This window comes from Rhizobium sp. WYCCWR 11146 (genome assembly GCF_013591995.1).
Taxonomy (GTDB): Bacteria; Pseudomonadota; Alphaproteobacteria; order Rhizobiales; family Rhizobiaceae; genus Rhizobium; species Rhizobium indicum.
In genome coordinates this window covers 19,670-46,183 of the sequence record NZ_JACCEY010000014.1, presented here as the reverse complement: position 1 = coordinate 46,183, position 26,514 = coordinate 19,670, and the positions used below count along the sequence as shown (strand labels likewise).

22 protein-coding genes and 1 other RNA gene are annotated in these 26,514 nt (G+C 62.8%); 13 read left to right on the top strand and 10 right to left on the bottom strand.

The features are described from left to right. The first annotated feature begins 483 nt into the window (after positions 1-483). A complete protein-coding gene (locus HX899_RS08705; RefSeq protein ID WP_003541337.1) occupies positions 484-1,149 on the top strand; it encodes an OmpA family lipoprotein in 666 nt (221 codons plus the stop codon). Positions 1,150-1,200: 51 nt separating this feature from the next. Here HX899_RS08705 and HX899_RS08700 read toward each other — a convergent pair whose 3' ends face one another. After that, entirely contained in the window at positions 1,201-1,608 is a 408-nt protein-coding gene (locus HX899_RS08700; RefSeq protein ID WP_138330544.1) for a DUF2000 family protein, read from the bottom strand. Between the two features lie 45 nt (positions 1,609-1,653). Between HX899_RS08700 and HX899_RS08695 the strand changes: the two genes are divergently transcribed. Then, positions 1,654-2,550 carry an AraC family transcriptional regulator gene (locus tag HX899_RS08695; RefSeq protein ID WP_138330545.1) on the top strand — a complete coding sequence of 299 codons (897 nt, stop codon included), beginning with the start codon at positions 1,654-1,656 and terminating at the stop codon, positions 2,548-2,550. A 76-nt stretch (positions 2,551-2,626) separates the two neighbouring features. Here the strand turns inward: HX899_RS08695 and HX899_RS08690 are convergent, their stop codons facing one another. Together HX899_RS08690 and HX899_RS08685 are read right to left on the bottom strand one after the other, a co-directional pair. Beyond that, the gene (locus tag HX899_RS08690; protein ID WP_138387095.1) at positions 2,627-3,721 is read right to left on the bottom strand and encodes an AbrB family transcriptional regulator; all 1,095 of its coding nucleotides are present in this window, start codon (positions 3,719-3,721) and stop codon (positions 2,627-2,629) included. A gap of 256 nt (positions 3,722-3,977) precedes the next feature. Beyond that, on the bottom strand, positions 3,978-4,880 hold the full coding sequence (locus HX899_RS08685) for a LysR family transcriptional regulator (RefSeq protein ID WP_138387096.1): 903 nt from the start codon (positions 4,878-4,880) through the stop codon (positions 3,978-3,980). 92 nt (positions 4,881-4,972) lie between these two features. Between HX899_RS08685 and HX899_RS08680 the strand changes: the two genes are divergently transcribed. From HX899_RS08680 to HX899_RS08670, 3 genes are all read left to right on the top strand, one after another. Then, positions 4,973-6,007 (top strand): aldo/keto reductase, encoded by a 1,035-nt coding sequence (locus tag HX899_RS08680; protein ID WP_181292244.1) that lies wholly within the window; start codon positions 4,973-4,975, stop codon positions 6,005-6,007. Positions 6,008-6,274: 267 nt separating this feature from the next. Next, entirely contained in the window at positions 6,275-7,687 is a 1,413-nt protein-coding gene (locus tag HX899_RS08675) for an FAD-binding oxidoreductase (protein ID WP_138330549.1), read from the top strand. Between the two features lie 202 nt (positions 7,688-7,889). Continuing rightward, the gene (locus tag HX899_RS08670; RefSeq protein ID WP_181292243.1) at positions 7,890-11,606 is read left to right on the top strand and encodes an AsmA-like C-terminal region-containing protein; all 3,717 of its coding nucleotides are present in this window, start codon (positions 7,890-7,892) and stop codon (positions 11,604-11,606) included. A 92-nt stretch (positions 11,607-11,698) separates the two neighbouring features. On the opposite strand, the gene HX899_RS08665 is transcribed toward HX899_RS08670, so the two are convergent. The 4 genes from HX899_RS08665 to ssrA form a co-directional block, all read right to left on the bottom strand. Beyond that, a complete protein-coding gene (locus HX899_RS08665) occupies positions 11,699-11,923 on the bottom strand; it encodes a ribbon-helix-helix domain-containing protein (RefSeq protein ID WP_138387487.1) in 225 nt (74 codons plus the stop codon). Positions 11,924-12,078: 155 nt separating this feature from the next. After that, complete coding sequence (locus HX899_RS08660) at positions 12,079-12,273, bottom strand: DUF4169 family protein (RefSeq protein ID WP_003541320.1); 195 nt, start codon at positions 12,271-12,273, stop codon at positions 12,079-12,081. A gap of 49 nt (positions 12,274-12,322) precedes the next feature. Then, complete coding sequence (locus HX899_RS08655; protein ID WP_138387101.1) at positions 12,323-12,838, bottom strand: SspB family protein; 516 nt, start codon at positions 12,836-12,838, stop codon at positions 12,323-12,325. A gap of 127 nt (positions 12,839-12,965) precedes the next feature. After that, positions 12,966-13,328, bottom strand: a transfer-messenger RNA (tmRNA) gene (gene ssrA, locus HX899_RS08650). Between the two features lie 111 nt (positions 13,329-13,439). Here ssrA and HX899_RS08645 point away from each other — a divergent pair. The 5 genes from HX899_RS08645 (at position 13,440) to HX899_RS08625 (ending at position 18,896) form a co-directional block, all read left to right on the top strand. Beyond that, on the top strand, positions 13,440-14,234 hold the full coding sequence (locus tag HX899_RS08645) for a thymidylate synthase (protein ID WP_181292242.1): 795 nt from the start codon (positions 13,440-13,442) through the stop codon (positions 14,232-14,234). A 13-nt stretch (positions 14,235-14,247) separates the two neighbouring features. Beyond that, positions 14,248-14,766 carry a dihydrofolate reductase gene (locus tag HX899_RS08640; protein WP_181292241.1) on the top strand — a complete coding sequence of 173 codons (519 nt, stop codon included), beginning with the start codon at positions 14,248-14,250 and terminating at the stop codon, positions 14,764-14,766. 148 nt (positions 14,767-14,914) lie between these two features. Further along, entirely contained in the window at positions 14,915-15,997 is a 1,083-nt protein-coding gene (gene hflK / locus HX899_RS08635) for an FtsH protease activity modulator HflK (RefSeq protein ID WP_138330553.1), read from the top strand. A 3-nt stretch (positions 15,998-16,000) separates the two neighbouring features. After that, entirely contained in the window at positions 16,001-16,966 is a 966-nt protein-coding gene (gene hflC, locus HX899_RS08630) for a protease modulator HflC (protein ID WP_180193763.1), read from the top strand. 202 nt (positions 16,967-17,168) lie between these two features. Next, a complete protein-coding gene (locus tag HX899_RS08625; RefSeq protein ID WP_181292240.1) occupies positions 17,169-18,896 on the top strand; it encodes a DegQ family serine endoprotease in 1,728 nt (575 codons plus the stop codon). A gap of 340 nt (positions 18,897-19,236) precedes the next feature. Here the strand turns inward: HX899_RS08625 and serB are convergent, their stop codons facing one another. Next, positions 19,237-20,127, bottom strand: a complete 891-nt coding sequence (serB, locus tag HX899_RS08620; RefSeq protein WP_181292239.1) for a phosphoserine phosphatase SerB — start codon at positions 20,125-20,127, stop codon at positions 19,237-19,239. Between serB and miaA the strand changes: the two genes are divergently transcribed. Next, complete coding sequence (gene miaA, locus HX899_RS08615) at positions 20,126-21,022, top strand: tRNA (adenosine(37)-N6)-dimethylallyltransferase MiaA (protein ID WP_181292238.1); 897 nt, start codon at positions 20,126-20,128, stop codon at positions 21,020-21,022. The two genes, serB and miaA, sit on opposite strands and share 2 nt — an antisense overlap. On the opposite strand, the gene HX899_RS08610 is transcribed toward miaA, so the two are convergent. Further along, entirely contained in the window at positions 21,019-22,527 is a 1,509-nt protein-coding gene (locus HX899_RS08610; protein ID WP_181292237.1) for a PLP-dependent aminotransferase family protein, read from the bottom strand. The genes miaA and HX899_RS08610 overlap by 4 nt on opposite strands. A gap of 151 nt (positions 22,528-22,678) precedes the next feature. Between HX899_RS08610 and HX899_RS08605 the strand changes: the two genes are divergently transcribed. Then, entirely contained in the window at positions 22,679-23,293 is a 615-nt protein-coding gene (locus HX899_RS08605; protein ID WP_181292236.1) for a LysE family translocator, read from the top strand. A gap of 21 nt (positions 23,294-23,314) precedes the next feature. Beyond that, positions 23,315-24,241, top strand: coding sequence for a dihydrodipicolinate synthase family protein (locus HX899_RS08600; protein WP_181292235.1), 927 nt, complete (start codon positions 23,315-23,317; stop codon positions 24,239-24,241). Here HX899_RS08600 and HX899_RS08595 read toward each other — a convergent pair. Further along, complete coding sequence (locus tag HX899_RS08595; protein ID WP_181292234.1) at positions 24,226-26,265, bottom strand: ATP-binding protein; 2,040 nt, start codon at positions 26,263-26,265, stop codon at positions 24,226-24,228. The two genes, HX899_RS08600 and HX899_RS08595, sit on opposite strands and share 16 nt — an antisense overlap. Positions 26,266-26,514 lie beyond the last annotated feature (249 nt).

Genomic DNA, 26,514 nt, shown 5'->3' with positions numbered 1-26,514 from the left:
CGAACCCCGGGATGGCCATCCCGGGGTTCGATCCCAGCTTCCCAAACATTAAAGCATGGATTTGAGAGACAATTCCTGTGCTCGTCACAGGAATCCAGTGCGCCGAAGCCCTTGGGCGCGATAGACTTTTTCAATCGCAACATTGAGCCATTCACCGCGCGGACGCGCGGTGGCTGGATTCCTGTGACGAGCACAGGAATGAGGGAGGAGAAGTGGGCGCTCCAACACGCGCTACGGAGAAGTCAGTCGATGACGGCAATCGTAATGAACGGCACCATCGGCCTGAAAACCGCAATGGCAGGCACGGCTTTATACCTATGGAGGCGCAGGAGCAGTCATCGGCTAAAACTGGTGATATCAGCGCATTCCCGCAACATGGCTGTGTTTCGACGTCCGAATTTGCCCTATCAGGAGAGCATCTTCATTTTCTTGCCGCAATCCTTGCCATTTGCTCGCATCAGTCGAACGGAGACCGTCCTGTCCATGATCAAAAAATTCATACTTCTCGCTATTGCCGCAAGCTATCTCAGCGCCTGCACGACGACCGATCCCTATACCGGTGAACAGAAGGTTTCCAATACGGCCGGCGGCGCGGCGCTCGGCGCGCTGGGCGGTGCTCTCGTCGGCGTGGCTGTCGGCGGCGGTGGCCACGGCAAGCGTAATGCGGCGTTGATCGGCGCAGGCGTCGGGGCTCTCGCCGGCGGTGCGATCGGCAACTACATGGACCAGCAGGAATCCGAGCTTCGCGCCCAGCTCGAAGGCACCGGCATTTCGGTGACCCGCAACGGCGACAACATCATCCTCAACATGCCGTCGAACATCACCTTCGATGTCGATCAGGACGCGGTGAAGCCGGGCTTCTATCCGACGCTGAATTCGGTGGCGATCGTACTGCGCAAGTTCAACCGCACGCTGATCGACGTCAACGGCCATACGGATTCGACCGGCAGCCTGCAGCATAATCAGGACCTGTCGCAGCGCCGTGCACTTTCGGTTGCCGATTATCTCGGCGGCCAGGGCATCGACCAGCGCCGCGTCTCCGCCGTCGGCTTCGGTCCGTCGCAACCCGTTGCCTCCAATGCGAGTGAGGCCGGCCGAGCGCAGAACCGCCGCGTCGAGATCCAGATCGCGCCGATTACGCAGGGCTGATGCTGGCTCATACCGTTTGCGGAAAGGCCGGGTCACGCCCGGCCTTTTTCGTCAGTGCTGCATCGTTGCGCCCTTGGTGATCTTGTCGACGATCTTCTTTTCGGCGCGCAGGGCGATGCCGACCACCTTGGCGTCTTCGGGCGCAAATTCTGCGAAGACGGCGCGGTTGGCCGCGTCGTGGCCGGTCGCAAACATCTCCTCGATGAACAGCGAGCTTGTGATATCGCGCTCCAGCGCGCGGCGGTGAACGGCTGATATGGTCGCCTCGTCGGCGGAGAGCACGATGATCGGCTGGATCGATAGGGGATTATAGAGATTGCCGGCGCGGTCCCTGTAGGCTTCGCCGATGATCTCGGGATGCCGGCCGGCGATGCCTGTCATCAGGAAGGCGGTGACGTTCAGCTTCTGCCAGCCGGCAAGATTGTTTCGCAGGACGACGGCAATTTTGGTATCATACATCGGACGGTCTTTCACCTATCTACGGGTTATGGAGTATCGGACGCGTTGAACCAGGACTTACATCCGCAGGTCTTCGAAGGTCTTGAACGTTTGTGCGCAGGACCATCCGGCAACGCCATCCTGGCTGCGCCAGCCTTTCCCGGCATCGAGCGCATCGAGGCGCAGTTCTCAGGCAATGCTTTCGAGCCGCATCGGCACGACACCTATGCACTCGGCGTGACTCTGAAGGGGGTTCAGACCTTCCGCTATCGTGGCGAGCGGCGCTTCAGCCTGCCGGGGCAGGTGATCGTGCTACATCCCGACGAAGAGCATGACGGCGGGGCGGGGACGGAGGATGGGCTGCAATACCGCATGCTCTATCTGGAGCCATCGCTGCTTCTCGAATGCCTGAAGGCGGATGGCGTCGGCCTGCCTTATGTCGATGAACCCGTGATCGGCGATCCTGCGCTAGCAGGCGTGCTGCTGGCAGCACTCGGCGAACTCGACCGCGAACTGGACGCGCTTTTCGTCGACGATTTCGTATCTCAGGTGACGGGCGGGCTGTCACGGCATGCGCGTATGCCTCGCCGGCCGCTGGGCCTGGTCGCCTGGCGGCAAGCGCGGGCGGCACGGGATTATCTCGAGGCGCATGCGACCCGGGCAGTGAATTCCGGCGAGCTTGAGGCGGTGACGGGTCTCGATCGTTTCGCGCTGGCGCGGCATTTCCGGGCGGCCTTCGCCACCAGCCCGCATCGCTACCTTCTGATGCGGCGGCTGCAGCGGGCCCGGGCGATGATCGGCGCGGGCGAGGGGATTTCCGATGTGGCGGCGGCGACCGGCTTTGCCGACCAGAGCCATCTCAACCGCCATTTCAAGAAGGCCTACGGCATGACGCCCGGCCAATGGGTAGCGCTCGCGCACAACCCCAAGCAGGGCACTAGAGCAATTCCAGGAAAAGTGTGAAGCGGTTTTCCGTCCGGAATTGCGTAAAAACAAAAACTTAGAGTGGTTCTGCGTTTCCATGAAAAGCTGAACCGCTCTAGACGGGATTTTCCGCAAGGCCGGAACGGCGGGCGATGAAACGCGCGAGCATCGGGCCGATCATCAGGATCACCAGGAAACGGCCGGTCTGCATTGCCATGACGAAGGGCACGTCGACATCGCTGGAGGCGGCGATGATGGCGACGGAATCGGCGCCGCCGGGGCTGGTGGCGAGATAGGCGGTCAGCGGATCTATGCCTGCGAAGACGTGAAGCGCCACCGCCATGCAGCCGCAGAGCGCCATCAGCAGCACGATGCAGGCCGATACCCTCGGCAGGGCGCGCGCCACGTGCTTGAGGATCGAGCGGGTGAAACGCAGGCCGATGCTCCAGCCGACCAGTGCATAGGCGATGGCGAGCAGCCACATCGGTAACTCAATTTTCAGAAGGCCCATGCCCTGCAGCAAGGCGCCGAGAAAGAGCGGCACGATGATCGTGCCGCCTTGGAGGCGCAGGCGCCGGACGCCATAGGCACAAAAGGCGGTAAAAGCCATCGTCGATGCAAAGGCTGGCCAGTCGATCTCGGGAAAGAGGACGAGCGGCGGCGGTTCGGCGCCGTCGGCTGCCACCCACAGGCGCGAGATCACAGACGCGCCGACGGCAACGAAGACGACGCGCAGATACTGCATGAAGGCGACGAGACGGGCATCGGCGCCATAGGCTTCCGACATGATGACCATGGCGGAGGCGCCGCCCGGCGAGGAACCCCAGACCGCGGTCGTCCCAGGCAGCACCTGCCAGCGCGTCAAAAGCCAGCCGAGGCCGGTGGCGATGGCGATGACCGAGAAGATGAACAGCAGGAAGAGCGGTGCGTCCTTCGCCATCGTGCCGAGAATGTCAGGGGTGATGGTGCGCGCCATCATCAGGCCGACGAGGACCTGGCCGAACTGCAGCGGCCAGAAGGGCACGCGAAGCTTTCCCTTGCCGACGGTCAACGCCAGTGCGATTGCCGCGACCATCGGCCCGATCAGCAGCGAGGCCGGCAAAGCGAAGAGTTCGAGGAAGACGACGAGGGCGGTCGAAAGTGCCAATAGCAGCGCCCATTTCGGCAGGCCGGCATCCCGCAGCAGGCGGCTTGCGTCGCTGAGTGACATGATCCCCGTGTCTTTCCTGGCCGGCGCCAAGCCCTGAGGCTGAAGATGGGAGGGGCTCCGGCATGACGAAGAAAGGCCGGCTGCAGGAGCCGGCTGGCGCGGGTTCGGTATAGGCGGGTGGAAGGCGAGCGGTCAATTGCCAAATTTGGCTTCTCGGCGTCTTAACATGCGAATTTGATTCATACAGCCGCTTTAAGTCATTGTTTTTGTGTATGTCGCCCTCCTACGTCGCTGCACGGTTTTGGGCGCGGTACGGTCAGAAACGCACATGGCTGGCGAGAAAATCGAGCAGTGCGCGTACGCGTGCCGGCAGCGGACCGCCCTGGCCCATATAGACGGCGTAGAACTCCTCGATATCGCCGGGATTGGCCTCTTCGAGCACCGGCACTAGGCGGCCGGCATCGATATCGGCGCGCACGGTGAAGGCGGCGAGCCGGGCAAGACCGGCGCCTGATAAGGCGAGGTGGCGCATGGCTTCACCGTCTCCCACCTGCAGGCCCGGGGTGATCGGGATCGTTACCGTTTCGCCACCTTCGCGCAGCAGCCAGCCCTCGATGGCGCGGGTGTAGGAAAAGCCGATGCGGCAATGGCGACGGAGATCGGCGATCGAGCGTGGTTTGCCGTGACGCGAGAGATAATCCGGCGATGCGACGATGATCTTGCCGGTGGCGCCGAGCTTGCGGGCGATCAGGCTGGAATTCTTTAAGGGGCCGGCGCGGATTGCGACATCGGCGTGCTCCTCCATCAGGTCGACCATCCTGTCGGTATGGGAAATATCCAGCGTCACGGCCGGATGCAGCGCCATGAAGGCAGGCACGAGCGGCGCCAGCACATGGTTGCCGAACGAGCCGCTGGTGTTGATGCGGATGCGGCCTGAGGCCTGTTCGCCTGTCGATGCCTGACGTTCAGCTTCGGCGATATCGGCAAGGATGGTGATGCTGCGCTCGTAGAAGGCACAGCCTTCCGGCGTCAGCTGCAGCCTGCGGGTCGAACGGTTGAGGAGGCGGGCGCCGAGGCGTGTCTCCAGCCGGGCGACGAGCTTGCTGACGGCGGAAGGCGTCATGCGCCGGGCCGTGGCGGCGGCGGAAAAGCCGCCGCGCTCAACGACGCTGACGAAGACTTCCATTTCGCCGGAGCGGTTGATGTCCTGACGGCTCATGATGAATTCAAGTCACAGATGATTTGCTTGTAGGCACTCTATATCATCGAATGCCCGGGGTCTATCTCATAGGAAACACAGGAGACAGATCCATGGACTACAGAAATCTCGGCGCCTCCGGCCTCAGAGTGCCGGTCTTGAGCTTCGGCGCGGGCACATTCGGCGGCAGCGGGCCGCTGTTCGGCGCCTGGGGCAATACCGATGCCGAGGAAGCGCGGCGGCTCATCGACATCTGCCTGGAAGCCGGCGTCAATCTCTTCGACACGGCCGACGTCTATTCCGCCGGCGCGTCCGAAGAGGTGCTTGGCCAGGCGATCCGTGGCCGGCGCGACGCTGTGCTGATCTCAACGAAGACGGCGCTGCCGATGGGCGAGGGGCCGCAGGAGTGGGGAACGTCGCGGGCGCGGCTGATCCGCGCGACCGAGGATGCGCTGCGCCGGCTCGGGACCGACTATATCGACCTGCTGCAGCTTCATGCTTTCGATGCCTCGACGCCGGTCGAGGAGGTGCTGTCGACGCTCGACGGGCTCGTCGCCGCAGGCAAGATTCGCTATGTCGGCGTTTCCAATTTTGCCGGCTGGGAGCTGATGAAGTCGCTCGCCGCCGCCGAGCGCCACGGCTATCCGCGTTATGTCGCCCATCAGGTCTATTATTCGCTGGCAGGGCGCGACTACGAATGGGAGCTGATGCCGCTCGGCGCCGACCAGGGTGTGGGAGCCCTCGTCTGGAGCCCGCTTGCCTGGGGACGGTTGACCGGCAAGATCCGCCGCGGCCAGCCGTTGCCTGAGGCAAGCCGGCTGCACGAGACGGCGCAATACGGCCCGCCCGTCGACGACGAGAAGCTGTTCGACATCGTCGAGGTATTACACGCCATCGCAGGCGAGACCGGCCGGACGGTGCCGCAGATCGCCATCAACTGGCTGCTTAACCGGCCGACGGTATCGAGCGTCATCATGGGCGCCCGCAACGAGGAGCAGCTCAGGCAGAACCTCGGCGCGGTCGGCTGGAGCTTGTCGAAGGAGCAGATCGAAAGGCTCGACGCCGTCAGCGCGGTGACGGCGCCCTATCCCTATTTCCCCTATCGGCGACAGGAGGGTTTTGCCCGGCTCAATCCGCCGATCGTCTGAGGCGCCGGGGACGGCGGATTTGTCTATAGCAGCCGGCCTATAACAAAGTGGGAATGAAATCTTCTGCCAATCTTAACTGGACAGCCGCTTTGACTTGCCGCATACCCAGCCTGCTGCATAATTCCTTAAATCGGAATCGATTTAAGGATGAAATTATGCAGCAATTCTAGAGTCCTACAGCGTCCTTTGCGCGGCTGAAAAGACGCGCGGCGCTGTAGCCTGCGGAACACGATATGGTTTCTGCGGAATGGCAGGGAGATCAAAGGGATGGCGCTGAAGGACGCGAAGGCGGGCACACGCAACGAGGCTGGAATTGCCGCGGTGCTCGGCATTCTCAAGCAGAGCTTCGGCGAGCGTTTCCAGACCGGCCAGTCCTTCCGCGAACAGCATGCGCATACGACCACCTATATCCCGCCGCAACTGCCCGACGGGGTGCTTTTCGCCGAGAACGCCGAGGATGTGAAGGCGGCGGTCAATGTCTGTGCGACCCACAAGGTGCCGGTGATCGGTTTCGGTGTCGGCACCTCGCTGGAGGGGCAGGTCAATGCCGCCAATGGCGGTATTTCGATCGATTTCAGCCGCATGAACCGGGTGCTCGAGGTCAATCCCGAAGATCTCGACTGCACCGTCGAACCGGGTGTCACACGCGAGGCGCTGAACATCCACCTGCGCGATACCGGCCTGTTCTTCCCGATCGATCCCGGCGCCAACGCCTCGATCGGCGGCATGGCCTCGACGCGGGCCTCCGGCACCAATGCCGTGCGCTACGGAACGATGAAGGACAATGTGCTTGCCGTCACCGCCGTCACGGCCAATGGCGAGGAGATCCGCACGGCCCGGCGCGCCCGTAAATCCTCGGCGGGCTACGATCTGACGCGGCTCTTCGTCGGCGCCGAGGGCACGCTTGGCATTCTGACCTCGGTGACGCTGCGCCTGCAGGCGATCCCGCAGAAGATCGCCGGAGGGGCCTGTGCCTTTCCGAGCATCAAGGCCGCCTGCGATGCCGTCATCATGACGATCCAGATGGGCATTCCGGTGGCGCGCATCGAGCTGCTCGACACGGTGCAGATGCGGGCCTGCAACGCCTATTCCAAGCTCTCCTATGCCGAAAGCCCGACGCTGTTCCTCGAATTCCACGGCACCGACGAGACTGTGCCGCTGCAATCGGCAGCCTTTGCCGAGATCGCCGCCGAATGCGGCGGCGGCGAATTCCTATGGACCGCCAATGCCGAGGAGCGGACGAAGCTCTGGAAGGCGCGCCACGACGCCTATTGGGCTGCAAGGGCGCTGGCGCCCGGGCTTGCCGCACTTTCGACCGATGTTTGTGTTCCGATATCGAGGCTTGCCGATTGTGTTTCCGAAACGCAGGCGGATATCGAGGAGCATGGGCTGCTGGGGCCGATCGTCGGCCATGCCGGCGACGGGAACTTCCATGTGCTGCTGTTGTTTGATGACAAGAGCACCGAAGGCGTCGCCGTAGCCGAGGCTTTCGTGCAACGGCTCAACCGGCGGGCGCTCGCAATGGACGGAACATGCACCGGTGAACACGGAGTCGGACAGGGCAAGATGGCGTTTCTGGAACAGGAGCTCGGCGGCGCGGTGGATCTGATGCGACAGGTGAAACAGGCGCTCGATCCGGACGATATCTTCAATCCCGGCAAGATTTTCCACCATGGCTGAAAACGAAACATTCTCATGAAGTTGGGTCTTGCCCCCGGCATGAATAGCGCTAGAACAAGATGATGGTAGGCCGGCTCGCCCTGAAATCTGAATCCTGTTCTCAATTAAAGAGTTAGAGCATGATGTCGTCCGAAAACCGCTCACACTTTTCGGCATCATGCTCTAGTGTCGGCAACAGAATCCCGAATGGAGACGCTTTGCATTGGTAGGCCGGTTCCTCGTCTTTCTGGGGGGAGTGATCGTCGTAGTGCTGTTTGTGGCGCTGCTTGCGCCGCTGTTCATCGACTGGACGGATTTCCGCAAGAATTTCGAGGATCAGGCAAGCCGCATCATCGGCAAGAAGGTCACCGTCTACGGCACGGTGGATGCGCGCCTGCTGCCGTTCCCGTCGGTGACGCTGCATGACGTGCGCGTCGGCCAGGAAGCTGACGGCACGCCGATCGTCAAGGTCGAGCAGTTCTCCATGGATGCGGAGCTCGCGCCTTTCCTGTCGGGCGAAGCGCTGATCTTCGACATGCGCGTCGTCAATCCGAAGGTGCGCTTGAGATTGCTCAAGGACGGCACTCTCGACTGGATGCGTGGCAGCCGCGCGGAAATACCGGCAAGGACCGTCGTTCTCGAAAACGTGCATGTCAGCGGCGGCGAGGTCGAATTCATCGACGATCAGTCGGGTCGCTCGCGTCGCATCACCGGCCTCAACGCGGAAATGTCGGCAAAGTCGCTGGCTGGTCCCTGGCGCATCGAGGGCGACGCCGCGCTCGACGGCGAGCACGGCGGCTTCTCGATCTCGAGCAGTCAGCCGGACGAGAAGGGCGTGCTGCGCATGCGCACAAGGCTTTCGCCGGACAAGCACCCTGTCAGCGTCGATCTCGACGGCGAGCTGAAGCTCGTCGACAGCAAGCCGAACTATCAGGGCCAGCTTTCGGCCGCGGTCGAGATCCGCAACAGCGCCAAGCCCGCCAACAAGAAAGAGCAGCCGCCGCGCGTCAAGGGCCGCTTCGAGCTCACCAATGAACGCATTCGGATTCCCGAATACAGGATGGAGATCGGCCCGACGGACGACCCCTATGTCATAACCGGCGAGGCGACGCTCGATACCGGCAATGCGCCGGAATTCCTGTTGACCGCCGACGGCCAGCAGATCGATGTCAACCGCATCGGCAATCAGGGCTCGGCCGGCAAGACGACACGGGATCCCGCTGTTTCGGCGCGCCAGAGGCTGAATTCGCTGATCGATATCGTCGCGCAGGTGCCGATCCCGCAGGTGCCGGGCAAGGCGAGCGTCAAGCTGCCGGCGATCGTCGCCGGCGATACGACGCTGCGCGACGTACAGCTGGAGCTCGAACCGGCCGGCACCGGCTGGCTGATCGACAGCGTCACCGGCACGCTGCCGGGGCGCACGCAGGTGGAGGGCAAGGGCAAGCTCCTGCTTCAGGGCGAGCCTTCGTTCAACGGCCAGATCCTGGTGGCCTCCAGCCAGCCGACGGGGCTTGCCTCCTGGCTAGCCGGCTCGGTCGATCCGGCCATCCGGCAATTACGGCAGGCGGGCTTTTCCGCCAATGTCAGCCTGACGCATGAATTGCAGCGTTTCGAAAATCTCGAGGTCGCCATCGGACCGGCGACGCTGAAGGGCCGGCTGGAGCGCCAGGCGATCTCCGGCCAGACGCCGACGCTATCGGTGGCGCTGAACGGCGATACGCTCGATCTTGACGCGCTGCAGGCGCTGAGCGGGCTGATGACCGGCCAGGATGCCGGCGACAACGTGCTCGACCACAAGATCGCCGCCCAGCTCAAGGCCGACAAGTTCACCGCCTTCGGCGTCAGTGCCGAGAATGTCGAGACCACGTTTACGATCGCCGATGGGGCGCTCGCCGTCGATCGGCTGTCGATCAAGAATATCGCCGGCGCCGAGCTGACGGCGACGGGCAGGGCGGAAGGCTCGCTGCTCGATTACAAGGGTGCGGGCGAGATCACCTTCAAATCGGCCGATCCCGGCGGCTTCTTCACCATGCTGCGCGAGCACCTGCCGCATCACCCGGTGCTCGACCGGCTGGTGCGCAATGCCGGCTGGTACGGCAATACGGCGCTTCGCGGCGCGCTGACGCTCGGCGGCGACGAGGGCAATGCGCTGACGGTGACGCTTGCCGGCGTGGCGAACGGCAGCCGCGTCAATCTCGATTACCGCATGTCCGACCTCCTGGCGCTGACCGGCAACGGCACGACGAGCCTTGAGGCGACGCTCGAAAACGCCGTGCCATCAGTCCTGTTCGGCCAGGCCGGGCTCGACCCGCTGCCGGTCGATGTCGGCGCCAATGGCCGGCTGACGCTGAAAGTGAAGGCATCGGGCAATGATCCCGCCGACGCGGCGCTGACCTTTGCGACCGATCGGACCTCGTTCATGGCCAACGGCAAGGTCGATGTCCGGCCGGAGACCTTCATGAACGGCCAGATCGCGCTTTCGCTCGACAGCGCCGATATCGACCCCTATCTCATCATGAACGGCATCGCTCTGCCGCAGACCGGAACCGGGCTGCCGTTCGGCCTGCAGGTCAATGCCGCCGTCGACAGCGACAAGATCGTCTTTTCCGATCTCAAGGGACATGCGGCCGACAACGAATTTTCCGGTGCGCTAACCTTCGACCGGAAGGCTGCGAAGACGACCGCGAGCGGCGGGCTGACACTCTCCAAGGCCGATGCCGGCTGGCTCGGCGAGGCGGTGTTCGGCCAGATCGTCGATCCCGCCAACGGTCAGCTGACGACGGCGGCGCTGGGGCTGCCCATCTTCAAGGATCTCGACGTCAATGTGAAGCTGGCGGCCAAGCAGTTCTGGCCCGGCCTGCCGGAAACGGCGGTGTCGGACTTCACCAGCAATGTTGCCTACAAGGGCGACGAGCTGCAGCTCAACGACATGGCCGGCAACTGGGACGGTGGAAAGCTCTCCGGCAACCTGCTCTTCACCAATGCCAGCGGCACCGGTTTCCTGCAGACGAAGCTTGCGCTTGCCGATTCCGATCTTTCCGGCGTCGTCTGGCTGCGCGACGGCGCGCCGATCGCCAACGGCAAGTTCGGATTGTCGCTGTCGATGGAGGCCTCAGGCAAGACGATCGGCGAGATCGCCAGCTCGCTCAATGGTTCGGGCGAACTGAGGCTCGGCGATACCAGCATACGCGGGTTGAACCTTGCCATCCTTCCGCCGCTGCTTGCCGCGACCGATACGATGCAGGAGCAGATCAATGCCGGCAAGGTGCATCCGATCATCGAGACGCTGCTCAGCAACGGCGAGGCGAAGCTGCCGCCGCTCGGCATCCCCTTCAACATCGCCGACGGGACGCTGAGGGTGCAGAATGTCACCGTCGCCAACGATCTCGCCCGCATCACCGCCGATGCGCAAATCGCGCTACCGGAAGAGCGGATCAGCGCGACGCTGGGTGTCGGGTTCAATCCCGGCACAGAAACGCTTTCCGGCGCCGAGCCGGCGCTCCGGCTGAATTTTTCCGGCATGCTGCCGTCGCCCGGCAAGACGATGGATGTGACCGATATCACCAGCTATCTGTCGCTGCGCGCCTTCGAGCGCGAGCGTCGGCGCGTCGAGCGGCTGCAGGCGATTGTGCTCGAAAAACAGCGGCTGCGCCGCGAGGTGGCGCTCTACCGGTTCAACGACGCCGAGCGCATCAAGGCGGCCGAGATCGAGCAACAGCGGCAGGCGGAAGAAGAGCGGCTGCGCGCGCTGGCGCAGAAAGCAGCCGCTGAGAAGGCTGCTGCGGAGGCGGAGGCCGCACGCGCGGCGGAAGCCAAAGCGAAGGCGGATGCGGATGCGCAGGCGAGGGCCGCTGCCGAGGCGGAAGCAGCACGGCGCAGCGGGCAAGCGCAGCCCGGTCCGCTCAATTTTGATCAGTTGCCGGGCGTTCAGGCGCAGTGAAAGCGCATAGAATTTGATTCATGCAAGACGCTTCAGGTCTTTGTTTTCATTGATGTCGCCCCAAATCGCTACGCAATTTTGAGCAGCATGCATCAAGGCTGGTGGCCGCCGCCGGCCTTTATCCAGGAAAGCACATGCAAGCGCAGCGCCGAAGACAGGTTGCTGTCCGGTGGGCGGTGGTCGTCGATTTCGGAGATCAGGGCGGCGAGCGGTATCGAACGGGCTGCGGCAATCGTCTTCAGCTCGGTCCAGAACTCATCCTCCAGCGAGAAACTGGTGCGATGGCCGTGCAATGTCGCCGAATGCTTGCGAATCATGAGGCCTTCACATCCAGATAGAGCACGGGCGCCCGAGACGACGCGCTCAGGACGTTCTATCAAATTAAGCGTGGGTTGGCAGATCGATTCAAGGAAAGGGCGCAAGTGGCTGATCGCAGGTTCCATTCCAGCTTTTCACGCTTTGCGTGAAAGCGTCACGCGCCGTCGTCATCCGTCTCGATCCGGCCGTCGCGATGGGCCTTGTCGGCCTTGTCGTTCAGGCTGCGGGTCAGCTGTTTCTCGGTCTTGGTGCGGCCGAAGGAGATGCGGTTCTGCTCGGCCTGCTTCTCCTTTTCGGAGCGGGCCTGCTTCTTGCGGAACTGGCGCAGATTGATGATTTCGGCGCTCATGCGGTTGCCTGGACCCTCACGAAAAAGGGAGGCTTGGCCTCCCTTCAAATCACTGCTTCTTGCGGAAGGAGTCGAGCGAGACGACGGAGCCCGGTTTCTTCTCCTCGCCGTCGGCGGGTTTTGCGCCTGCGGCGTCATCGGGTTTTCCGGCCGCATCCACCGGATAGGCGGTGATTTCTCCGGACGGCAATTCCTCGCCATCGGCGAGCGGTACGTCGAATTCGAGCTCGAAGTTGACGGAGGGATCGTAGAAGCCGCGGATCGCATTGAATGGAATGACCAGCTTTTCCGGAACGTCTGAGAAGGAAAGACCGATCTCGAAATGCGTCTCGGTGATCTTCATGTCCCAGAACTGGTGCTGGATGACGATGGTCATCTGCTCGGGGTATTTCGACTTCAGGTGCTGGGAGATGCGCACGCCGGTGGCGCCCGTGAGGAAGGTGATGAAGAAGTGATGATCACCGGGCAGACGGCCCGTCGCTCCGACTTCCGCCAATACCTTGCGGATGACGCCGCGAAGTGCATCCTGTGCCAGAATGTCGTAGCGGATATGATCCTGCCCCATGCTTTTCCTGTCTTTCGTCGGTTCGGAGTCTTTTCACAAGGTTGTATGCCACGTCCGGGCGCCTTGGGAAAGACCGGAGCCGAGTCACGTTTTTAAGCAACATACATGATTTCGGCGGCAGGGAGAAGGTGAAGGCTTCTGTTGCCAGGTGCCTTCGGACCCCGCCTAGAGGTGCGAACCACTAGGACTTTATTTGAAGTGTCACACCGCGATTAAGCAGCGAGACGAGCTTCCGCATAGTTGTCGTTTGCAACTACAATTTTAGCCCGATAACGGCGGTACAATGCCGAGCAAAAAGACGATCTTTACACCCTTGTCGATCCTGTTTCGCCCCCATCAAAAGCCGGCCTTTGAGGCCGCCGGTTTTTGGTGGAGGCGCCGGGTACCGCCCCCGGGTCCAATAGGTTTATTACACCGCTCATTTATCGCCATAGCCGACCCGAAAGCCGGCAAGGCTGATATAGTGGTTTCCTCAGCCCAAGGAAAGGGCAAACGTCATAAAAGCGTTATGCGACCCATCAGAAACATTGGGAAAATACCCGCCGGTGATTGGTTTCCCGGTTCCGAGGGCTTAAATTGGCCGAAACGGAATCAGCGCGACATGAAGCAATATCTCGATCTCTTGAATCATGTGATGGAAAAGGGCTCCGACCGGGGCGACCGCACCGGCACCGGCACGCGCTCGGTCTTCGGTTACCAGATGCGCTTCGACCTCGAACAAGGCTTCCCCGTCCTTACCACGAAGAAGCTGCATCTGCGCTCCATCATCCATGAGCTTCTCTGGTTCCTGAAGGGCGAGACGAATATCCGCTATCTCAAGGAGAACGGCGTTTCGATCTGGGACGAATGGGCCGATGCAAACGGCGATCTCGGGCCGGTCTACGGCGCCCAGTGGCGCTCCTGGCCAGCGCCCGACGGCGGCCATATCGACCAGATCGCCAATCTCGTCAAAGGCATCGTCAACAATCCGAATTCGCGCCGCCACATCGTTTCGGCCTGGAATCCGGCCGAAGTGGACGAAATGGCGCTGCCGCCCTGCCATTGCCTGTTCCAGTTCTATGTGGCTGACGGCAAGCTTTCCTGCCAGCTCTACCAGCGCTCGGCCGATATCTTCCTCGGCGTGCCATTCAACATCGCTTCCTATGCGCTGCTGACGATGATGGTGGCTCAGGTGACCGGGCTGAAGCCCGGCGATTTCGTCCACACGCTCGGCGACGCCCATCTCTATCACAACCATTTCGACCAGGCGAAGCTGCAGCTGGCTCGCCGGCCGAAGCCGCTGCCGTTCATGCGCATCAAGCCTGGTGTGAAGGACATTTTCGGCTTCACCTTCGACGATTTCGAGCTGATCGGCTACGAGGCCGATGCCAGCATCAAGGCGCCGATCGCCGTCTGATCCGGGATATTCCATGGCCGACATCCGCAGGACCATTATCGCCGCCGTTGCCCGCAACGGCACTATCGGCCGCGACGGCGACATGCCGTGGCGGCTTTCGAGCGATCTCAAGCGCTTCAAGGCGATGACATTGGGAAAGCCTGTCGTGATGGGCCGCAAGACTTACGATTCGATCGGCAAGCCGCTGCCGGGACGGCCGAACGTCGTCATTTCGCGGCAAGCGGCGATAGACCATCCTGATGTCTCCATGGCCCGTTCGCTGTCCGAGGCGATGGTGGCGGCCGACAGGCTGGCGCTCGAAACCGGCGTCGACGAGATCTGCATTATCGGCGGCGGGCAGGTCTATGCCCAGGCGATCGGTCTTGCCGACCGGATGTGCATCACGCATGTCGAGGCCGATCTCGACGGAGACGCGTCGTTTCCCGCGATCGATCCCGCCATCTGGCAGGCGGGGGAGGCGATCGCGGTTCCGGCCGGCGAAAAGGACAGTTATCCCACGCGTTTCATCGTCTACGAACGCCGTTACGCCTGAAAATGAACTATTTTCCAATTAAATTGACCAAGTTTCTCACGCTGCGTTGAAAGCCGATGCGGTGATACCTATAACGGTCACCAACGCGTCCACCGGTCAGCCCCCACGGTTTCGGATGCGTGGAGACTTAACGAACAACGAGGTTTTGATGCCCTGGAGCAATCAGAATGGCGGCGGCGGCCCTTGGGGCGGCGGCGGCGGTAATAATCAGGGACCATGGGGACAGGGGCCGAACCGGCCGCGCGGTGGCGGCGGCAAGGGCGGACCGCCTGATCTGGAAGATATCATCCGGCGCGGCCAGGACCAGCTGCGCAACATCATCCCCGGCGGCTTCAACGGCGGCGTGGCAGTGATCGTCGTGGCGATTGTCGCCGTCTTCTGGCTGATCCAGTGCATTTATGTCGTGCAGCCGGACGAGCGCGGCGTCGAACTGCGGTTCGGCAAGCCGAAGGACGAGATTTCCATGCCGGGCCTGCATTTCCACATGTGGCCGATGGAGACCGTGGAGACGGTCAAGGTGACCGTGCAGCAATTGAACATCGGGGCGACTTCGGCATCGTCTTCGAACGGCCTGATGCTGTCCAGCGACAAGAGCGTCATCAACGTGCAGTTCGCTGTCTTCTACACCGTCAGCGATCCCAAGGCCTATCTCTTCAACGTCGAAAATCCGGCAGAGACGCTGCAGCAGGTTTCCGACAGTGCCATGCGTGAAATCGTCGGCCGACGCCCGGCGCAGGACGCCTTCCGCAGCAATCGTCAGCCGATCGAAGTGGACGTGCTCAATATCCTGCAGGACACGATGAACCGCTATGGCGCGGGCGTGACCGTGACCGGCGTGACGATCCAGAACGTGGCGCCGCCGCGGGAAGTCGCCGATGCTTTCGAAGAAGTGCAGCGTGCCGGCCGTGACCGCGACAGCACGATCGAAGAGGCCAATCGCTACACGAACCAGAAGCTCGGCCAAGCGCGAGGCGATGCGGCCAGAATCCGTGAAGATGCAGCCGCCTACAAGGACCGTGTCGTGAAGGAGGCGGAAGGTGAAGCGCAGCGATTCACCGCGATCAACGACGAATATTCCAAGGCGCCCGACGTGACCCGCAAGCGGTTGTATCTCGAAACGATGGAGCAGGTGCTGAAGAATTCCCGGAAGGTCATTATCGACGAGAAGCAGGGCGTCCTGCCCTATCTGCCGCTCAATGAGCTCGGCAAGCCGGCGCAGCAGGGAGGTTGAGTCATGACATCGAACAGACTTCCCATCATTCTCATCATCCTCGCCATCGTGCTGGTCGGGCTTTATTCGTCCATCTTCGTGGTGAATGCACGCGAGCAGGCCATCGTCGTCCGTTTCGGCCAGATCCAGTCGGTCAAGACCGAGCCTGGCATTTATTTCAAGCTGCCCTTCGGCTTCATGGATGCCGACCGAGTTCAGCTGGTCGAAAAACAGGCGCTGAGGCTCGATCTCGACAATATTCGCGTTCAGGTTCAGGATGGCCAGACCTTCGACGTCGATGCCTTCGTGATCTATAACATCGCGGATGTTCGCCGCTTCCGAGAAACGGTATCGGGCGATCGCGAAGCCGCGGAAGCGCGGTTGAGAGCGCAGCTCGATTCATCGCTTCGCCGCGTCTACGGTCTGCGTGACTATAATGCCGCGCTCTCGGAAGAGCGTGTCGCGATGATGCTGGAGATTCGCGACGACCTGCGCACGGATGCCGAAAATCTCGGCCTGCATATAGACGACGTTCGTATCCGGCGCACCGACCTTTCGCCGGAGGTTGCGCCGAACACCTATAATGCCATGCGGTCGGAACGCCTCGCCGAGGCCGAGCGCATCCGGGCCGAGGGCAATGAGGAAGGCCAGCGGCGGCGAGCCATCGCCGACCGTCAGGTCGTCGAGTTCACCGCAGGCGCCCAGCGCGATGCGGAAATCCTTCGAGGCCAGGGCGATGCGGAACGCAACCGCGTCTTCGCCGAAGTCTTCAGCAAGGATCCAGCCTTCTTCGAGTTTTATCGCTCGATGGCGGCCTATTCCTCCGCTCTCTCGTCGCAGGACACGACGCTGGTGCTGTCGCCGAATTCGGAATTCTTCCGCTATTTCGACAATGCCGCCGGCACCCTGCAGCCGACAAATCCGGCCGCCCCAGTTCCGGCAGTTCCCGGCGCAGCTGCTCCCGCAGCACCCGCCCAGCCGGCGAACTGACGGCAGGAGAAACGAGCCCGATAATTCTGGAAGGGCCGGCCCGAGCGCCGGCCCTTTTTTCGTGGAATGATTGTGACGATCCGGCTTTTGCGAGGGCACGTCACATTGCACGGGGATTTCGCGAAAAGGTGATTTCACCCTCCATCATTCCGCCTTATGCTGATGCTCAATGTGCGCATTGCACCCCTTATGAGGAAGCTTGATGGCCCCCACGATTCGCTCGCCCTTCAGACGAACGCTCGCGCTTATGGCCAGCGCCGCAATCCTGGCACAAGCCGGCGTGAGCGGGATTGCCTATGCGCAAACCACGCCTGAGACGACCGCACCCGGGGTTATTGCACCCGCTCCAGCTGCTCCGGAAACGGTTGCTCCCGCTCCTACGCCTCCCGCAGCCGTCGCACCGCAGCAGACCGCTCCGATCCAGGCCGCCGTGCCCAACACCGGCCCGGCCTCCGTCGCCGATCTCGCCGAGGGGCTGCTCGACGCCGTGGTCAACATCTCGACCTCGCAGAAGGTGAAGGACGATGAGGGCGCGGGTCCGGCGCCGCGCGCGCCCGACGGCTCGCCTTTCCAGGAATTCTTCAATGACTTCTTCAACAAGCAGCAAGGCAACAAGGGCGGCAACCACAATGTCAGCTCGCTTGGCTCCGGCTTCGTCATCGATCCGGCGGGCTATATCGTCACCAACAATCACGTGATCGAGGGCGCCGACGATATCGAGATCAATTTCGCCAATGGTTCGAAGCTCAAGGCGAAGCTGATCGGCACCGATACGAAGACCGATCTTTCGGTGCTGAAGGTCGAGCCGAAGACGCCGCTGAAATCCGTGAAATTCGGCGATTCCAGCACGATGCGTATCGGCGATTGGGTGATGGCGATCGGCAATCCGTTCGGCTTCGGCGGTTCGGTGACGGTCGGCATCATTTCCGGGCGTGGCCGCAACATCAATGCCGGTCCCTACGACAACTTCATCCAGACGGATGCGGCGATCAACAAGGGTAATTCCGGCGGCCCGCTCTTCAACATGAAGGGTGAAGTGATCGGCATCAACACGGCGATCATTTCGCCGAGCGGCGGCTCGATCGGTATCGGCTTCTCGGTGCCGTCGGAACTCGCTTCCGGCGTCGTTGACCAACTGCGCGAATATGGCGAGACGCGGCGCGGCTGGCTGGGCGTGCGCATCCAGCCGGTGACCGACGATATCGCCGACAGCCTCGGGCTCGACACTGCAAAGGGCGCGCTGGTCGCCGGCGTCATCAAGGGCGGCCCTGTCGACGACGGCTCGATCAAGGCGGGTGACGTCATTTTGAAATTCGACGGCAAGACCGTCAGCGAAATGCGCGACCTGCCGCGCGTCGTGGCGGAAAGCACGGTCGGCAAGGAAGTCGACGTCGTGGTGCTGCGCGACGGCAAGGAGCAGACCGTCAAGGTGAAGCTCGGCCGGCTCGAGGACAGCGATCAGGCGGCTGCATCCAACGATGCACCCGATGGCTCGCAGGACGACGGTGTGATCACTCCGGATCCGGGCGAGAACAATGACATGGACCAGCCTGACACCGGCGATCAGGCCAAGCCTGCACCTGATACACCCGACCAGCATAAGGGCCAGGTGTCGCCGGATGCGGCCACGCCGAAGAACGTGCTCGGACTGTCGCTCTCGCTGTTGAGCGCCGAGACCCGCAAGGCCTTCGGCATCGCCGAGAGCGTCGATGGCGTCGTCGTGACGGAAGTGACGCCCGGCTCCGCTTCCGCCGAAAAGGGGCTGAAGCCCGGCGACGTGATTGTCGAGGTGGCGCAGGAGTTCATGAAGTCGCCTGATGCGGTCGCCGCCAAGGTGCAGGCGCTGAAACAGGAAGGCCGCCGCAACGCCCAGCTGATGATCGCGTCGGCGAATGGCGATCTGCGGTTTGTGGCGGTTCCGATGGAATAAGAAAAGCTATGGCGGTGATGGATGCCGCCGTGGTCTCCGATTCTCCCTCACACCTGTGGCATCGCAAAGCCCTGAGGGCACTGATAACGAGGAGAGGGTGTGCCGTGTGATACACCCCCCTCTGCCCTGCCGGGCATCTCCCCCACAGGTGGGGAGATCGGCAGGAAGCGATGCCTCGCCCTAAATTGACGGTTCACGCTACGGCCAGTTGTCTGGGGAAGCCATCGCGCCCAGCCGATCTCCCTCCTTGTGGGGGAGATGCCCGGCAGGGCAGAGGGGGGTACCCCAGGCGATGCCAGTGCAACGGGAAGGAGAGGGGGTGCCTTGCGCGGTATCGCCTTCAAGCCGTCACGAAATCCGTCTTCCGGTAGCCCTGGATATAAAGCAGGGCGGTCAAGTCGCCGTGGTTGATGCGCATCTGCGCTTCGGCGGCAACAGCGGGCTTGGCGTGGAGCGCGACGCCGGAGCCGGCAAGGTGCAGCATGCCGAGATCGTTGGCGCCGTCACCGACGGCGATCGCTTCTTCCGGTGAAATGCCGAGGCTTGCCGCAATTTCGTTCAACGCATCGACTTTCGCTTGTTTTCCGAGGATCGGTTCGGCGACGAAGCCGGAGAGGATGCCGCCGTCTTCGAGCAGCGTGTTGGCACGGTTCTCGTCGAAGCCGAGGGTGGCGGCGATGCGGCTGGTGAAGACGGTGAAGCCGCCGGAGACAAGCGCGGTGTAATGGCCTTTCGACTTCATGGTGGCGATCAGTTCCGGCCCGCCGGGGGTGAGCGTGATGCGCTTGGCGATGACCTCGTCGACGACCGATATCGGCAGCCCCTTCAGCAGGGCGACACGCTCACGCAGGGCCGGTTCGAAAGCGATCTCGCCGTTCATGGCGCGAGCAGTGATGGTCGCGACCTTCTCCTTCAGGCCGACTTCGGCGGCGAGTTCATCGATGCATTCCTGGCCGATCATCGTCGAATCCATGTCGGCGATCAGTAGCTTCTTGCGGCGGGTCTCCTGCTCCTGGATAACGAGGTCGATGGGCACGCTTGATATGACGGCAAGGATACTGGCCTCGGCCGCTTGCGCATCGGTGCCGTCGCGCAGCGCGATGTCGCAGGCAACGCCATCTGCCAGCCAGTAGAGGCCGGAAGCCTTCACGGCTTCGGCAGCCTGCTCGGCGATCTCGGGTGTCAGCACGGGATTTGACGGATTGGCAACAAGCGTGGCAACGAGGGCCATGATGGAAAACCTTCTGAGCACAGTGAACGCGATCCTGATAACCGGGCCGACCGCCAGCGGCAAGTCCGGGCTCGCCGTCGAATTGGCGAAGCGCCATGACGGCGCGGTTGTCAACGCCGACAGCATGCAGGTCTACGACACGCTGCGGGTGCTGACCGCGCGCCCGTCGGAAGAGGAGATGCAGGGTGTGCCGCATTATCTCTACGGCCATGTGCCGGCGGGTGTAGCTTATTCCACAGGCGCCTGGCTGCGCGATGTCGCGACACTACTACCGGCGCTCAGGGCCGCGGGACGGCTGCCGGTCTTCGTCGGCGGCACGGGGCTTTATTTCAAGGCGCTGACCGGCGGTCTCTCCGATATGCCCGAGATACCCGAGGCGCTGCGGGAGACCCTCAGGACGCGGCTGCTGCAGGAGGGGCCGGACGGGCTCTATGCCGAGCTCGTCGAGGCCGATCCCGCCGTGGCGGCAGGTCTCAGCCGCCAGGACGGGCAGCGGATCGTCCGGGCGCTGGAGGTGATGAAGGCGACGGGACGGTCGATCGCCGAATTCCAGGGCCAGTCGGGACCGGTGATCATCGACGCCGATAAGGCCCGCAAGATCGTCGTGCTGCCGGATAGGGCGGTGCTGCATCAGCGCATCAACGGGCGTTTCGAAAAGATGCTGGAGCAAGGCGCGGAAGATGAGGTAAGGGCGCTGCTTGCGCTCGACCTGCAGGCCGAGGCGCCTGTGATGAAGGCAATCGGCGTGTCGCAGATTACGGCGATGATCAGGGGCGAGATGACGCGCGACGAGGTGCTGGAGAAGGGGGCTGCGGCGACGCGGCAATATGCCAAGCGGCAAATGACATGGTTTCGCAACCAGATGGACGATAGCTGGGAACGGCTGACGGTTTAGGCTTCAGGTCGTTGCAGGCCTCCTGCTTGAGACATCTGCAAGCTCAGCAGTTTGACGAGTTCGCCCACCGCCGCCTGCAGTTGGTCCGGCAGAAATCCGCCGAAGCCCAGCATCAGGCCGGGGCGCGCCGGCCGCGCGGCATACATTGGGGAGATCGCCCGCACGGCGAGGCCGGACGAGAGTGCGCGGGCTGCGAGTTGCACGTCGTCGACCTCCTCGGGCAGCCATAGAAGAATATGCATACCCTGGTCGCTCTGCTGGACGCGGCACCCCTCAGGCAAGGCCCGGGCGAGGGCCGAAAGCAGAACAGCGCGGCGCTCGGCATAGAGGCCGCGGATGCGTCGAATATGCGCTTCGAAATAGCCTTCCCTCATATAGGCCGCCAGAACGTGCTGTTCGGCGATCGGCGAATGCCGGTCGAGAATGGCGCGGGCGCCGGCAAAGGCTTCCGCGAGCGGAGGAGGGGCGATAACGTAGCCGAGGCGCAGGGAAGGAAAGAGCACCTTGCTGAACGTGCCGAGATAGACGACGCGTGACGGACGCAACCCTTGCATCGACGGAAACGGGTGTCCGGCATAACGCAGCTCACTGTCGTAGTCGTCCTCGACGATCCAGGCGCGATTTTGGTCGGCCCAGGCGATCAAGCCATTGCGTCGGGCCATGCTGAGCGGCATCCCGATCGGATATTGGTGCGAAGGGGTGACAAATGCGGCGCGCGCCTGTGGACAGAGCTCGAGGCCGCGTTCCACGTTCATTCCCTGTGCATCAACCGGCAGGCGGTGTGTCCGTACGCCGAGATCGTCGAGCACTGCCGTCAGGCCGGGATAGGCCGGGTCCTCGGCCCATACCGTATCGTCACGCGAGAGAAGAACACGGCCCGCCATATAGAGGCCTTGCTGGGTGCCTGATGTAACGATGACCTGTTCCGGCTCGCAATGAACGGCCCGCGCGCGCCGGACGTGGTCGGCAATGGCAAGCCTGAGTTCGAGCAAGCCCATAGGGTCGTGATAACCCGAAGGTGCGGCCTGTCGCGACGCGCGCACGCGGTTGCCGAGACGGCGCCAGCTGTCGTCGGGCGCAATGCCGCAAGCCGGGACGGCGATGGCGAAGGGAACGGGTGGGTGCGGAGTGAGCGCACGGGCAATGGCGATCAGCCGGGCAGCCGGGGAGGGCAGATCGACAGCATCCGCGGTAGTCGCCGCTGCCGGCGCAGGCGGGGGCGCCGGCGTCGCGTCCATCAGATGAGCGGCAACACGGGTTCCGGCTCCGACCCGCGCTTCGAGATAGCCTTCGGCAGTCAACTGATCGAACACTTCGACGACGGTGCCGCGCGCGATCTTCAGGGAATCCGCAAGGCTCCGCGTCGAAGGAAGTCGTTCGCCTGGCCTCAGCTCACCGCGGGCGATTGCATTCCGCAGGGCCTGCGCAAGCTGGCGGCCGACGTTAGTCGTTCGATCTATCGCGTTGAGCGACGGGATTTCGATGGTGCTGCGCCGTTTGGACATCGCAAAATGGTCCATAGAGATTCTTCAAAAATGGCGCTTCACGATGAACCAATTTTCGAGGAAAAGGAAGCAGATTGGCGGCTCTCCGATGGCGAATTCTTCGCCTTCGGGGTCGTGCCGTGCGCGGGCGCAAACTTCTGGAAAAACGCAAATGCAGGATCTTCTCGTCGTCTACATAGCCTACGCAATCGCTGCAGGCAGTCCCGGACCGAGCAATATGGCCATCATGAATGTGGCGATGCGGCAAGGGCGTCGACCGGCGCTCGCCCTTGCCGCCGGGGTTATCACGATGTCGACATGCTGGGGGCTAGTTGCGGTCACCGGCATCTCGACACTCCTCGCCCGCTATGCCCATGCCCTGCTGTTCCTTAAGATCGCAGGCGGATTGTACCTTCTCTGGCTCGCCTGGAGGGCGGCCCGCTCGGCAGCCGCCCCGGATAGGCCGGCAAGCGAGGTCGTGCCGCCTGCCGCGCAACTCGGCGCGCTCTATCGTCGCGGCGTTCTGATGCATCTCGGCAATCCGAAGGCGGTTCTGGCCTGGGTGGCGATCATGTCGCTCGGCCTCAAGCCGGGCGCTTCGCCGGAGATGGCCGTCACGGCCTTCGGCGGCTGTGTGCTCTTGGGGATCTCGATATTTTCCGGCTATGCCGTGCTCTTCTCGACGGCGCCGATGGTGCGCGGCTACGCCCGTGCGCGACGGTGGATCGAGGGCAGTCTCGCCGTCTTCTTCGCGGGCGCCGGATCGCGCCTTCTGTTCTCACATTGACCGGATTTTCAGGATCGCATCATGTCTGTCGCTTCTCCGTTTCATGGTCTTTCGGCCTTTCCGCCCACGCCCGCCGATAGGGATGGCCGGGTCGACACCGAAGCCCTCGGCCGCCTGCTGGAACGCCTGTGTGATGCAGGCGTGGCTTCGATAGGCCTTCTCGGCAGCACCGGGATCTACGCCTTTCTCACACGCGAGGAGCGACGGCGAGCCGTCGAGGCTGCGGTCGAGTGCGTTCGCGGTCGTATTCCCCTCGTCGTCGGCGTCGGTGCTCTGAGGACAGACCATGCCCGGAGCCTGGCAAGGGATGCCGAGGCCGCCGGTGCAGACGCTCTTCTGCTTGCGCCGGTGTCCTACACGCCGCTGACCCAGGACGAAGCCTACGAGCATTTCCTGGCGGTCACCGAGGCGGCGAAGCTGCCGCTTTGTATCTACAACAATCCCGGCACGACCCACTTCACCTTCAGCCGGGATCTTCTGCAGCGCCTATCCGATATCGAGACGATCAGGGCCGTGAAGATGCCTCTGCCTGCTGACGGCGATTTCGCAGGCGAGCTGGCGGCATTGCGGGAGAAGACCAGGCTTGCGATCGGCTACAGCGGCGACTGGGGTGCGGCCGAAGCGCTGCTTTCAGGTGCCGACGCCTGGTACAGCGTCATCGGCGGCTTGCTTCCGCGCGTCGCCCTTGCCCTGACCAAGGCCGCAATTGCAGGCGAGGACGGCGAAGTGCGTCGGCTCGATGGTCTTCTCGAGCCGCTCTGGCAAACGTTCAAGGCGTTCGGAAGCCTTCGCGCGGTCTACACGCTGGTCGACCTTCTTTCACTCGCCAGGGCAGAGCTCCCACGCCCTCTCTTGCCGCTCGGGCCGATGGACCGGCAGCGTGTGCTCGACGCCGTCGAGCCTCTGATCGCCCTGGAGAGCGAGCTGAAGGCTCAATCCTTGTTGTAGAGGCTGCTCAGCGGTTTTTTCAGGATGCTTTCGCGCAGCGACGTGCCGGGTTCCCGGCGGGAGACGGCGGGCTGGTCCGCCGGCGGTGTCGGCCGGGGAAAGACCGGCTCGTCGCGACGCATCTCACGGCGGAGCGCATCCAGCCGGGGATCGATCGCGGGTGAGGTAGCAGGGTCCAGCCGCGGCGTCTGCGGCAGCAGTTCGCGGCGGTAGGATTCAAGCGGTACGGAGGCGGGCGGCGCGGCGGAAGAGGCGGGCGGGGCGTAGGGCTTGGAGTCGAGATCCTCGTCGGCTGCATCAGCCTCGTCGAAACCTGCCACGGACGCGGCATAGTTCTGCTGGAAATTCGAAATGTCGGGTCCGACGGTCACCGCCCGCATGCGGGTGACGATCTTGCGCAGATCGACCGTATCTGGATCTTCCTCGCTCTGCTTGCTGTTGGCGCTGCTCGCCTTCGGCAGGAGGTTTTCGTCGACGCGGGAAAAACGCATACGCATCGGCACGCTGATCGCCTCGCCAAAGGCGATCGCTTCGCCATTTCCGATCGAGGAGATGAAGCTCGTGGTCGAGATCGACGAGTTCGGGATGGCCGAGCGGATGATTTCCTGGTCGCGGTCGTTGGCGAGGCGCATGGCAAAGAGCGTAGAACACTGCGACAGGATCGTCTGGTCGAGCTCGCCCGGTCGCTGCGTGATGATGCCGAGCGAAACGCCGTATTTGCGGCCTTCCTTGGCGATGCGGGCGATTGCCTGGCGCGTCGGCACGAAGCCGAGGCTCGGATCGGAGGGGATATAGCGGTGAGCTTCCTCGCAGACGACGAGCATGTGGATGGCGCCGTCGCTCCACAACGCCACCTCGAAGGCCATGCGGCAGAGCACCGAGGCGACAGAATTGACGACCTCGGAGGGAATGCCGGCAAGCTGGAAGGTGCAGATCGGCCGGTTCTCGCCAGGGATTCGAAAGATCTGCGCGATGGTTTCGGTGATCGTGTCGCTGATCGTGTTGTTGGAGAACATGAAGTGATAGCGCGGATCGTTGATCGCAGCGATGAGGCGCATCTTCAGCGACCGCAGGAAGGGCTTTTCCGAGCGGCCCTCCAGGCGGCCGATGCGCTCGTCGATCAGCGCCAGCAGATCGGCCATGCGGTAGGGAACCGGCGTATCGGCGGTGATCGAACTTTTTTCCGTCGTGCGGCGCACCAGCGAGTTGTCGCTGCCGCGGAAGGCGCGCTTGGCTTCCGGCAGGATATCGCGCAGCATGTCGAGCTCCTCGGGCACCGGCGGGCGGCCGCGAAAGACGACTTCGGCGAACTCCTCCAACCGCATCAGCCAGAAGGGCAGATCAAGCGTATCGGTATCGATGGTGACGGCGTGCTGAGGAAATGCGGCGGCGAATTCGTTATGCGGATCGAGGATCAGGACGCGCAGCTTCGGGTCCGCCGCGATCGCCTTGTGCAGGAGCAGCGACACGGCCGTCGACTTGCCGACGCCGGTGGAGCCGACGACGGCGAAATGCTTGGAGAGCATCGAGGGGATATGGATCGCCGCATCGATGCTTTCGTCCTGCGTCAGCTTGCCGATGACGGCGGTCGTGCCCTCGCCGGCATCGTAGATGCGCATCAGGTCTGCGGATCGGATGCGGTGCGCGATGGCGCCGAGATAGGGATAACGCGAGATGCCGGTCGAGAATTCCTCTCGCCCGTCCTCGTCGACACGGACCTCGCCGAGCAGCTCGGTCTCGATCTTGAAAATATTGTCTTCGCCTTCGCCCCAGGCATGGCTGCCGGTGTTCATCTGATAGACGAGCGCGACGACGCGGTTGCGGCCGACGCTGATCGAAATCAGCCGTCCCACGGACCAGAGTTCGGTAAGATCGGTGCCGCCCTGTTCGGCGACGGCGGCGATCGTCGCCCGGGAGCCGCTGCATGCAACGACGCGGCCGAGAAAGCGATTTCCCGGCGCATGGCCATCGCGGCGATCATGCTCGCCTGCCTTGCCAGACGTGCGCAAGTCGTTGTTGAGCAAAGGGCTACTCCATGCGGTAGCGTAGAAGAATAAAGTCGATCCTTTAACAAATCCTTCATCCTATCGATTTTCGGGGATGCAGGCGTGGGGCAGTTTTTTATTGCGGCATGCGTTGACGCTGCGAAATTTTCTGTCTATCACTTCCGACCATGAAAATCGCAACGGCTCTTATCGTGGTGGGAAAGCGCATGGGCAGGATGGTGTAACCATCCGGCAATAGCCACCCATGCGCTAGATGACAGGCTCCTC